The sequence below is a fragment of the Streptomyces zagrosensis genome (assembly GCF_014203645.1).
Classification (GTDB): domain Bacteria; phylum Actinomycetota; class Actinomycetes; order Streptomycetales; family Streptomycetaceae; genus Streptomyces; species Streptomyces zagrosensis.
On record NZ_JACHJL010000010.1, the window covers coordinates 87,633 to 99,650 of the forward strand.

The 12,018-nt window shown below is 70.6% G+C and carries 5 protein-coding genes; 2 read left to right on the plus strand and 3 right to left on the minus strand.

What is annotated here, in order from left to right; translation table 11 throughout:
- Positions 1–6 precede the first annotated feature (6 nt).
- Positions 7–9,135 carry a type I polyketide synthase gene (locus FHS42_RS37265; protein ID WP_312866951.1) on the minus strand — a complete coding sequence of 3,043 codons (9,129 nt, stop codon included), beginning with the start codon at positions 9,133–9,135 and terminating at the stop codon, positions 7–9.
- Between the two features lie 727 nt (positions 9,136–9,862).
- Between FHS42_RS37265 and FHS42_RS19525 the strand changes: the two genes are divergently transcribed.
- Positions 9,863–10,681 (plus strand): IclR family transcriptional regulator, encoded by an 819-nt coding sequence (locus FHS42_RS19525; protein WP_184573646.1) that lies wholly within the window; start codon positions 9,863–9,865, stop codon positions 10,679–10,681.
- Between the two features lie 53 nt (positions 10,682–10,734).
- Here FHS42_RS19525 and FHS42_RS19530 read toward each other — a convergent pair whose 3' ends face one another.
- The gene (locus FHS42_RS19530; RefSeq protein WP_184573648.1) at positions 10,735–10,980 is read right to left on the minus strand and encodes a hypothetical protein; all 246 of its coding nucleotides are present in this window, start codon (positions 10,978–10,980) and stop codon (positions 10,735–10,737) included.
- Positions 10,981–11,087: 107 nt separating this feature from the next.
- Positions 11,088–11,324 carry a hypothetical protein gene (locus FHS42_RS19535; protein WP_184573650.1) on the minus strand — a complete coding sequence of 79 codons (237 nt, stop codon included), beginning with the start codon at positions 11,322–11,324 and terminating at the stop codon, positions 11,088–11,090.
- 174 nt (positions 11,325–11,498) lie between these two features.
- Between FHS42_RS19535 and FHS42_RS19540 the strand changes: the two genes are divergently transcribed.
- Positions 11,499–11,843: a DUF8825 domain-containing protein gene (locus FHS42_RS19540; protein WP_184573652.1), complete on the plus strand. Its 345-nt coding sequence runs from the start codon at positions 11,499–11,501 to the stop codon at positions 11,841–11,843.
- Positions 11,844–12,018 lie beyond the last annotated feature (175 nt).

Here is a 12,018-nt window from a genome sequence, read left to right on the forward strand (position 1 = left end):
GCCCGCTCAGTCGCGGTGATCGAACAACGCGAACAGTTCCTCGTCCGTCACCGGCTCGCTCCCCGCCTCGGCAGCTGCCGCGTCCATGCCGACCGCATGCGCTGCGGACAGCAAGGTGCGGAGCTGGTCCGTGATCTGCTCGTACCCGGCCAGATCCGATGCCGCCGCCTCGACGGCCGGCCGCAGTCGGGCGAGTTGCGCGGCCACCGAGCCCTTGGAAGCGTCCTCGTCGGCAGCCAACGCCTGCCCCAGATGGGCCGCGAGGGCGGCCGGCGTGGGGTGTTCGAATGTGGCGGTGGGGGCCAGCCGCACCCCGGTGGTGATGTGCAGGCGGTTACGCAGCTCCACGCCGGCCAGCGAGTCGAACCCGATCTCCTTGAAGCTACGGTCTGGGTCAACGGCGACGGAGTCGGTATGGCCGAGCACGGCCGCGACCACCTCGCGCACCAGGTCCCCCACTGCGCTCTGCCGTTGGTCCTCGGGCAGCGCGGCGAGCTGCCGCATCCAGGATTCGGCGGTGTGAGCGCCAGTATCGACGCGCTGGGCCGCCACTCGCCGCACGGGGGCGCCCACCAGCCCGCGCAACAGGGCGGGGGCGTCTTCGGCGCGGGCCCGGAACCTGGCCAGGTTGAACATCGCCGGTACGAGCAGTGCGTGCGGCGCGGCGAGTGCGGCATCGAACAGGGCGAGCCCCCGCTCCGCCGTGAGCGGCGTCACCCCGGAGCGGGCCCAACGCGTCAGGCTGGCCTCGGTGAGGGCGCCCCCCATGCCCTGGGGCACGTCCCACAGGCCCCAAGCGAGGGAGGTCGCGGGCAGTCCGCGGGCAGCGCGGTAGGCGGCCAGCGCATCCAGAAAGGTGTTCCCCGCGGCATAATTGGCCTGGCCGGCAGCACCGGTGATGCCTGACAACGAGGAGAAGAGAACAAACGCGGCGAGCCCGCTGCCCTCCGTCAGTCGGTGCAGATTCCAGGCGGCATCCACCTTGGGCCGCAGCACCGCAGCAAGCCGTTCCTGCGTGAGGGCGGTGAGCGTGCCGTCGTCCACGACCCCAGCCGTGTGTACCACCGCGGTCAATGGATGCTCGGCCGGCACCGAGGCCAGCAGCGCGGCCAGTGCGTCGGGCTCCGCGACATCAACGGCCACGATGGTCACCCGGGCACCGAGACCGACTAGTTCGGCGGTGAGTTCCCGCGCGCCGGGGGCATCGTGGCCCCGACGACTGGCCAGCATCAGATGCCGCACGCCGTGCGCGGTGACCAAGTGCCGGGCGACCAGCGAGCCAAGCCCTCCGGTCCCGCCGGTGATGAGTACGGTGCCCTCCGGGTCCAGTGCCGCCGACGCGCTACGCCCAAGGGGAGAGCCGCCCACCGGGCCCGTGCCGCCGGCCACCGACCCGCACGTCGCCGACGCGCCCACCACCGACCCCATGCCGTTCGCCGGCATCTCACCACCTGGAAGGTCGCCCCCATTGCCCCCGCTGCCCCCGTCGCCCCCGCCGTTCCCGTCGCCCCCACGCGAACGCGTCGCAGTGCCCGCCGACATGGCGATGCCCCGTGACGGTGGGGCGGGGGGCAGCGCCGCACCCGTCCAGGTGTCCGAGCGCACCACACGTGGTACGAACAACTGACCGTCGCGCACGGCGAGTTGGGGCTCTCCACTGGCAACGGCGGCGGGCAACAGTTCATCGCCGCTCGCTGGTTCGAGATCGACCAGGGTGATCCGGCCCGGGTGCTCGGACTGGACGGAGCGAACGAGCCCCCAGACCGGGGCCGCCCCAAGCGCGGTCACATCCTCGCCTGGACGGGTGGCGACTGCCCCGGCGGTGGCCACCACCAGATGTGACCGAGTAAATCGGTCGTCACTGAGGAACCTCCGCACCAGGCGCAGCGCATGTCCCGCGGTGCGATGGGCGACCGTGACCGGGTCCGCCGCGGCTACCGAATGGCGCACCCTGACCAGGATGGCCTCGGCACCCACCACGGCGTCGAGGGCATCGGCAGCGGTCTCGGTGGCCGATGCCTCGGCCCCCCGGGACACGCCCGGAGCATCCACACCGGCCCCTGCGTTCCGCTCTGTGCCACCTCCGGCATCCTCGTGCGGACCCTCCCGCGGTGCCCGGTCGATGGCTTCGCCGCGCTCCGTGCCGTGCGATGCGGCTCCATCCGGCAGGTCACCATCCGGCATGGCGCCTACGGCCTCCACGAGCGGGGGCCCACCCGTCTCCGGGAGCCGCAGCGGTTCCCAGCCGACCGTATATAGCGGGCCCGCGTGATCGCGCCCGGTTGGGGCGAGTTGTACCGTGCGTGTCGGGCGCAGGGTGAGCGAGCGCACCGAGGCCACAAGTGCTCCGGTGGTGTCGGCAACCGTGAGGGCTACGGAGTCCGGGCCTGTGGGCCGTAGATGCGCCCGTAGCTCGGTCGTGCCGCTGGCGTACACCGCTGCGCCGGTCCATGCGAACGGCAGCCGGATGGCATCCGGCTCGTCGAGTCGCGTCGCGGCTGCGACAAGCGGGTGGAGTACGGCATCGAGCAGCGCCGGGTGCACCGCACACCGAGCGGCGGACTCGTCGTGCCCGGTGGGCAACCGCACCTCGATGTAGCGGTCCTGGCCGTGCCGCCAGTGAGCGACGAGATTGCGGAACGTGGGGCCATAGCCGTATCCGAGGTCGGCCAGTCGGGCATAGATGTCATCCACTGGTTCGGGGACGGCCCCGGCGGGTGGCCATGGTGCCAGCACCTCCTGCGCGTCAGCCGAGGCACCGCCCGGTGTTTGGCCGAGCGCTCCCGAGGCGTGGCGGGTCCAGGGGCCCGCCTCCTCGTCGGGCCGTTCCGGGCGGGCGTGGATGCTCAATGCCCGGTGGCCGGAGGCATCGGGGGCGCCCACGGTGACCTGCACTTGGACAGCACCCAGCGGGGGCAGCGGCAGGGGGGTCTCCAAGGTGAGGTCGGCCACCTGGCCCGCGCCGGAGTGCTGTGCGGCTGCGTGGGCGAGTTCCAACAATGCGGTGGCCGGGACGATGACGCGGTCGCCGATGGTGTGGTCGGCCAGCCAGGGGTGGCTGGTCAACGAAAGACGGCCGGTGAGTAGCCACTCATCGCGGTGGGCGAGCGGAACGGCGGTGGACAGCAGCAGGTGATTCGCCGTCTCAAGTCCCAGGCCGCGGGCGTCGGTACGCGGCGGCGGAGCGAGCCAGTAATGAGCGCGCTGAAATGCGTAGGTGGGCAGCTCCACCCGGTGCGCTCCGGGGAAGAATGTCGCCCAGTCCACCGACGCACCCCGTGCATGTGCGCGCGCCAGGCCCATGACGAGCGTCTCGGGTTCGGGGCGGCCGGCGCGCAGGAGGGCAATGGCGGTGGCCGCCGAGCCGGTGAACGAGTCGGTGGCCATCGCCGTGAGGATCGCGTCCGGACCGACCTCTACGAAGATGGTGGTGCCGCGCTCTTCGAGCAAGCGGACGGCGTCCAGGAACCGTACGGTTCCGCGGATCTGCCGCACCCAGTAGTCGGGCGAAGCCACCTCGGCTGCGGTCACCAATCGTCCGGTGACGGTGGACACCAGGGGGCAGGTGGGCGCCCGGTAGTCGAGGGTGGCGGCCACGGCTCGGAATTGGTCGAGCACCGGGTCCATATGTCGGGAGTGGAAGGCTCGACTGACCCGCAGTCGATGGGTCTTGCGCCCCCGTTCACGCCAGGTGCCGGCGACCGCCGCGGCGGCGTCCGCGTCCCCGGAGATGACCACGGAGGCGGGCCCGTTGACCGCCGCGATCGACAGCCGGTCGGCGTACTCGGCCAGGGATCGCAACACCTCGGCTTCGCCGGCCTCGATGGCGATCACGGCGCCCCCTGCCGGAGCGGCCTGCATCAGTCGGCCGCGGGCCGCGACCAACACGGCGGCGTCGGCGAGCGGGAGGACTCCGGCGGCGTGCGCGGCGGCGAGTTCGCCGATCGAATGCCCGGCGAGTGCGCCCGGCCGGAGCCCGTGGTGCTCAAGGAGCCGAAACAACGCCACCTCGAATGCGAACAGCGCTGGCTGGGTGTACGTCGTCTGGTGCAGTGCGGCGTCCTCAACGGGGCCGGCCACTTCCTCGTCCGTGGCCCGCGAGGTGTGCTCACTGGTGAAGATCACCTCACGCAGCGGACGCTCAAGGTGCGGGTCCAGCGCGGCACACACGGCGTCCAGGGCCTGCGCGAACACCGGGTAGCTCGCGTACAGTTCCCGGCCCATGCCCACGCGTTGGGCGCCTTGGCCGGTGAAGAGAAATGCCGTGGCGCCCGGCCGGGAGGCGGCTTCGCGAGCCACGTTCGGCGATGTGCGCCCTTGTGCCAGCGCGTCCAGACCGGCATGGAAGTCGGCACGGTCGGCGCCGGTGATGATCGCGCGTTGTTCGTAGCCCGTACGGGTCGTGACGAGTGAGTACCCAATGTCCGCCGGGCTTGCGTTGGGTCGGTCGGTGAGGAACTCCCGCAGCCGTGCCGCCTGTTGCCTGAGTGCGCCGTCACTGCGGGCCGAGACCAACCAGGGCACTGGCCCGCTGGGCAAGGGCGGGACTGCGGGCTGTGCGGGCTCGCTACTCGTGGCCGGGTCAGTGGGCTGTGCCCCGTAGGATGCCGCGCGCCGCGCGTGGGGCCCGGGGGCGGCCGGCGGTTCCTCGATCACCACATGCGCGTTGGTACCGCTGATTCCGAACGAGGAGACAACCGCGCGGCGTGGCCGACCGGTACGTGGCCACTGCCGCGCCTCGGTGAGCAGGGCGACGGCCCCCGTGTCCCAGTTGACGTGCGGGGACGGCTCCCGAGCGTGCAGCGTCTTGGGCAGTACGCCGTGCCGCATGGCCTGGACCATCTTGATGATGCCGCCGACCCCGGCGGCCGATTGGGTGTGGCCCACGTTGGACTTGAGCGATCCAAGAAAAACCGGTTCCGCACCGCGCCGGTTTCGACCGTAAGTGGCAAGGACGGCCTCGGCCTCGATGGGGTCGCCGAGCGCGGTGCCAGTGCCGTGTGCTTCTACCGCGTCGATATCGCCGGCCGTCAGGCGGGCGTCGGCCAGGGCCTGATGAATGACGCGCTGCTGGGAGGGACCGTTGGGGGCGGTGAGGCCGTTGGATGCGCCGTCCTGGTTCACTGCGGTGCCGCGCACCAGGGCGAGCACCCGGTGGCCGTTGCGGTGCGCATCTCGAACGCGTTCGAGCATCAGCAGCCCGGCGCCCTCGGCCCAGCCGGTGCCGTCTGCGCCTGCGCCGAAGGGCTTGCATCGCCCATCGGGTGACAGCCCGCGCTGCCGAGAGAATTCGAGGAACATCCCGGGTGTGGCCATGACGGTTACGCCGCCCGCCAGGGCCAGTTCTGTCTCGCCTTGGCGCAGTGAGCGGACCGCGATATGGAGGGCGACCAGCGAGGACGAGCAGGCGGTGTCCACCGTTATGGCCGGTCCGGTCAGTCCCAGGTGGTAGGCGATGCGGCCGGAGAGGACGCTGGTGTGCCCGCCGGTCAACAGGTGCCCCTCGATGCCTTCGGGGGCATCGTGCATGCGCGGACCGTAGTCTAAGCCGGTGCCGCCGATGAAGACGCCGGTGGCGCTGCCGTACAGCGAGTTGGGGTCGATTCCAGTCCGCTCCGCCGCCTCCCATGCGGTTTCCAGGAGCAGCCGCTGCTGTGGGTCCATGGCCAAGGCTTCTCGGGGTGAGATGCCGAAGAACCCCGCATCGAAGGCGCCCGCGTCGTGCAGGAACCCGCCCTGGCGGGCATAACTCTTGCCGGTGCGCTCCGGGTCCGGGTCGTACAGGGCCTCGTCCCAGCCGCGGCCCGATGGGAAGCCGGAGATGACGTCCTTGCCATCGGCGACCAGCCGCCACAGATCGTCGGGAGAGAAGACATCGCCCGGGTAGCGGCAGGCCATGCCGACGATGGCGATCTCATCACCATCGGTGTCGGCGGTGCCAGCGGTGTCGGTGATATCAGCGCTGACAGTGTGATGAGCGGTGTCGGTGTTACTAGCGGTGTTACCGGCGGTCTTCGTGTCGCTGGTGGCGCCGGTGGTCAGCGCGGCCCTCGGGCGGGGTACGACGGACGGGAGTGGCTCGCCTCGTGCCCCTTCGTCCAGCGCGGTCGTCAGGTGCCGCTCCAGCTCCGCGATGGTGGGGTAGTCAAAGAGCAGCGACGAGGGCAGCCGGAGCCCGGTGGCCCGGCCGAGCCGGTTCCGTAGATCGACAGCTCCCAGTGAGTCGAAGCCCAGATCCTTGAAGGTCCGGCGGGCGTCCCCGTCCTCCGGCTCGTACGCGAGGACCTGGGCGACATGGGCGCGCAGCAGCTCGGCCACGGAGCGGCGGCGTTCCTCCGCGTCCGCGCTGGCAAGCCCGGCACGCAGTGGGCCTTCGTCCCGGTCCGGCTCGTCGAACAGAGCACTGCTGTGCTGGCCCGGCCAGTAGCGCTGCCGCTGGAACGCGTAGGTGGGAAGGTCGGTGCGGGTGGCGTCGGTGCCGTGAAACGGGACGGTCCAATCGACGGCGACGCCGTGCACATATGCCTCGGCGAGCGAGGTCAAAAAGCGGCACGGTCCGCTTTGGCCGCGGCGAAGCGAGCTGACGGCCACGGTGTGTTCGGCGCCGCGCGCCTCGGCGCTCTGCTCAATACCGTGCACGAGTACGGGATGCGGGGAGAGCTCGATGAACACGGCGTCGCCCGCGTCGAGCACGGTGCCGACCATCTGCGCGAAGCGGACCGTCTGGCGCACGTTCTGGTACCAGTAATCGGGGCCTAACTCAGTACCGTCCAACGGCCCGGCCGTGACCGTGGAGTAGAAGGGGATCGTGGCAGTACACGGTGTGATGCCGGCGAGCGCCTTGGGCAACTGGTCTTTGATCTGCTCGACTTGGGCGGAGTGGGACGCGTAGTCCACGGGAATCCTGCGGGCGCGGATGCCCTCGTCGGCGCACTGCGCGAGCAGGTTCTCCACGGCATCGGCTTCGCCCGAGACGACGACGGAGGCGGGGCCGTTGACGGTCGCAAGAAACAGCCGGCCATCCCAGGCCGCGATCCGCTCGGTGGCCTGGTCGGCGCTCTGGGCCAGAGAGGCCATGGCGCCGTGTCCCGTGAGGGCACCGATCAACTGTGAGCGGATGGACACCACGCGGGCCGCGTCCCGTAGCGACAGGGCGCCGGCCACACACGCCGCGGCGGTCTCGCCCTGGGACGCTCCGATGACCGCCGATGGCACCACTCCGTGTGCCTGCCACAAGGCAGCCAGGGAGACCATCACGGCGAAGAGCGCGGGCTGCACAACGTCCACCCGCGCCAGCGATGGCGCGCTGGGGGCCTGCCGCAACACCTCTTCCAGGTCCCAGTCAACGAACTCGGCTAGCGCTTCGGCGCATTCGGCCATGCGCTGGGCGAAGGCGGGCGCGTGGTCCCACAGTTCGATGGCCATGCCGGCCCACTGCGATCCCTGGCCAGGGAAGACGAAGATCACGCGCCTTCCTGCCGGTCCCGTGCCGTACGCGGGTGGCTCGATCAGCTCGGGGGCAGGCTCACCGCGCGCCAGTGCGCCGAGCGCGGAGGTGAAGGCGGCGGGGTGATCGGCAATGACGACGGCCCGGTGTTCCAAGGCGGTCCGACCGGCGGCCAGCGACCAGCCGACGTCCCGGGCGCGCGGCGCTGGCTCGCGGGCCACCCGTTCGGCCAGACACTCCGCCTGGGCGCGCAGGGCTCGATGGCCGCGGCCGGACAGCACCCAGGGCAGACACACGGGCTCAGCGGCCAGGGCTGGTTTCCCGTCGCCAACGGGTGCTGTGCGGGTGACGATCGGCGGCGGAATCGCACCGCGCGCCGGCGCGTGTGGTGCTTCGCTCACCACCACATGACAGTTGGTGCCCCCCATGCCGAATGCGCTCACTCCGGCCACCAGCGGGCGGTCCTGGTGGGGCCAGGGCGTCAGATCGCGCTGTACGGCGATGCCGAGTTCGGTGAGTGGGATGCCGGGGTGCGGGGTCTGGAAGTTGAGGCTGGGTGGAAGCTGGCGATGGTGGAGGCTCAGCAGCGTCTTCAGCAATCCGACGATCCCGGCGGAGCCCTCCAGGTGCCCGACGTTGGTCTTGGCCGAGCCGACGAGGAGCGGGCTGTGCGAGGGGCGCCCGGCCCCGAGCGCTGCGCCGAGCGCTGCGGCCTCGATCGGGTCGCCAACGGGCGTGCCGGTGCCGTGCAGTTCGACGTATTGGGCGTCGGCGGGGGCCAGTCCCGCGCGGGCGTAGGCCCGGCGCAGCACCTGTTCCTGCGCGGCCTGGCTGGGGACGGTCAGACCGGTGGACGCGCCGTCGTTGTTGACGGCGCTGCCGCGGACGACGCCGTAGATGCGGTTGCCGTCGGCGAAGGCGCGACCGAGTGGTTTGAGGACCGCTACGCCGCCGCCTTCGCCCCGTACGTAGCCGTTGGCGCGGGCGTCGAACACATAGCAGCGGCCATCCGGCGACAGCGCGCCGAGTCGCTCCGATGTCAGCGTGCTGTCGCTGGTGAGGATGAGGTTGACGCCACCGATGAGGGCGAGGTCCGACTCTCCTGTGGACAGGCTGGCGCAGGCGAGGTGGGCGGCGACCAGGGACGAGGACTGGCCTGCGTCGAGCGTGAGGCTCGGGCCGCGCAGACCAAGGAGGTAGGACACCCGGTTGGCGAGCAGGCTGCGGTGGGTGCCGGTCATGGAGTGCCGGGAGACGGATGCCGGGTCGCCGCGGTGCAGCACTGTGGCGTAGTCGCCCCACATGGCGCCCACGTACACCCCGGTCTGGCTGTCACGAAGGCTGGCGGCGACGATCCCGGCGTCTTCCAGGGCCTCCCAGGCCAGTTCGAGCATCAGCCGCTGCTGGGGGTCCATCGCCACGGCCTCCCGCGGCGAGATACCGAAGAATGCCGGGTCGAAGGCATCCACTCGATCCAGGTATCCGGCGATGGGACCGGTCTGCTCGCCGCTGGCAGCCGAGAAGGAACCGGCTCGGCCGCGCTCTGCCGAAGGCTGGCCAATGGCGTGTTCACCGTCGCGAAGCAGTTGCCAAAAAGCGCTGGGCCCAGGGGCCCCGGGCAGTCGGCATGCCAACCCGACGACCGCGACCCATTCTTCTTGTGATCCGCCTGTCGATCCGCCCGTCACCGAAAGCTCCTCCCCCGCCACACTGTGGGCAGAGGCTGACAAGCCGGGCCCCGTGGCCCACGCGCCGTAGCACGGTCGTCTGGCTGCTCGGTGATCGGCTGTCAGCTCTCCACGGATCACCCCAACTCCCCGAGGTGATCACTCTATGCCCCCAGATGATCACACAGAGACAGAAGGAATCTCGCCCCTGCGGCTGGATTTCGATGGCAAGTTGACCAACACGCCGAGTGATGGGTCACCCACACGAGGTAGCTATGGGGTAAGCATGCCCGCGCTTGAGGGCCTTCGACTTTTCGGCCGCGCGAGGCGCGCGTCGATCCGCGGCTCGACGCCCACCGCCATGCGGGTGCAGGCTCCGGCAGGCTGCGCGCGGTCCGGCCTACGCACCAGTGCGTACGCCCGTGCCCGCGCGTTCGACCTCCTCGGCGCGATGCCCTCGCCGTCCGCCCCGTGCCGGACGACGAGCACACCGCCGCCATTGGCATCCGCACCGCAACAGAACACCCGGCCAGCGCCAGTTCGCCGCCCCAACCCGGCCGGCCCGACACCTACCGCCCCAAGCCACGGGGCGATGAGGGGTCAACTGCTGGGGCGCTGAGACGAGTTACGTGTCACGATGAGGAACACCGATCCGGATACTGCTACATATCGCGGTAAGGCCGCAAGAGGACCGACGACCTGACGCAGCCCGACAGGGCTGGGAAAGTGCTGCGCTACGGTGCAGCTCATGAGCACGGAGGAGGCGGACATCCTGGAGGAGGCCGATCACCAGGAAAAAGACACGACGGCGGACCGTCCGGCGGGGCTCATCGGGGCCGTTGACAACGTGCTGCGGTTACTGCGGCTCTTCGAAGATCACGAGATGATCCGCGTCAACCAGGTCAGCCGGGATATGGGGCTGTCCCGATCCACCGTGCACCGCTTGCTATCGACCCTCAGCTACCACGAGTTCGTCGAGCAGGACACGCACTCCCGTGCGTACCGGCCAGGACCTGTGCTGGTAGACATCGGCCTGTCCGTGGTGCGGAACATGGACATCCGCTCACTCGCGCGCGGCTCGCTCGTCCAACTGCGGGACGAGACGGACGAGACAGTACATCTTGCAACGCGGCGCGGCACCGAGGTGCTGTACATCGACAGCGTCGAGAGCGAACAAACCGTACGTGTCAGCAGCCGGATCGGCTGGTGCTTGCCCGCGCATGCGACAGCGGCAGGCAAGGTGATGCTGGCCGCACTGAGCGACGAGCAGTTGACGGCCCTCTATCCGTCCGAGCGCCTCGACGCCCCCACCGCGCGCGCCCCGGCCACCCGCACGGCGCTGCGCGGCCACCTCCACACGGTGCGCGAGCGCGGTTACGCGGTCAATCACGCCGAGAGCGAGGACGACGTGAGCGCGGTGGGCGTCGCGATCCGCGACCAGCACGGTCAGACGATCGCCGCCCTGGTGACCACGGCACCGAAATCGCGAGGCGATGAGGCCTGGATTGCCGCGACGGCGAGGGTGACGACCCGGGTGGCGGCCGAGCTGACGTCGCGTACGAAATAGCCGCCTTGTCCGGCCTGCCGCGCCGGCGCGGCCGTGGCGGGCTGCCGGTGGCGTTAGCGCAGATGCCGGGGCGTCCAGGTGAACTGGTCGCCACCGACCCAGCGAACAAGGTCCGGGTCCTCAAGGTCGAGATGATGTACGCCTGCCTGCTGGGCGATCTCGATCACGTCCACCACCGACCTCGCCGTACCGGCCAGTTCCCCGCCGACTTCCACCACCCGAAACGGCGGGCTCCCCGGTTGCACGGGCAGCACGACGAGCAGCGGAGCGGTAACACGCGGGCAGTCACGTTCGGTCATGCCTTAACCGTGCCGTCGATCCACCGCTCGCGCACACCGGCGCACGGAAACGGAGGTGAGGTGCCGCGAAAAAACCGGCTGTGACCTCACGGCCCGGCCACTCGGCTTCAGCGTGGCGGCGCATCCAGCCAGACGTCGGGCCCGCCGCCGTGCCACTCGACACGTTGGGGATCATCCAGCGCGATGCGGTCCTCCGGCACCCCGGCGCGGCGCATCATCTCCACCACTTCGTCCGGCTCGACCGCCACCCCCGCGTTCCGCCCGTCGATCGTCACCCGCCGCCGCCCGTCGAGCGGCGCATCCACGATCACACTGGGCACCCCTCGCCGATTCGTTTCGTCCATGCCTCCAGCCTGCGACCCCCGCCTAGGGCACGCATCCCGGCGCCGCACGGCCTGCCGGCCGCATGGCCGGATATATCCCTGCACGCGTTCGATACACCCCTTCGGGGGTGGTCATCAGCGCTGTTCGGCGTGGTCTGCACGGACAGCAATTCGAACAGTCGTATCATTCTTGGCATGGCCGAAACGTATGAGTTCCCTCGCGATCTCCTGGAGGCCCAGGAGGAGCTGCATCAGGTCCGCGCGCGCCTGCTGGCCCTCTACGAGCGGCTGCCGTGGTCGGTGGAACCGGCGGCGGGCTTCAAGGATCAGGAGCTGTGGCGGCCTCGCGAACGGCCGGATTGCCCCGGTTGGCCGGCGGCCGAGCTCGCCGAGGTGACACGGCTGCGCGTACGGGAACGCGAGTTGGTCACGGTGGTGAGCACCCATGCGTTCTGGAAGTCACTGGAGGGTCCGCGGGTGCCGGCTGGGCGAATGGCGCTCAAGCATGCGCACGAGCGAGCGGCGGCCGAGGGCGGCTGAGTGCGGCCGAGGGCGGCCGAGCCTTCCCGCCGACGTTCCCGGGTCGGCACCTGCGCAGACCCGGCGCCCCAAGCCCTCAGCCCCCCAGGCCCCAACGCCCCAGAACCCCGGGTGGAGCACAGATGGGCGCCGCTGGCCCGGCGTGTTGGCCGGGCCAGCGGCTGGGGAGGGCGCG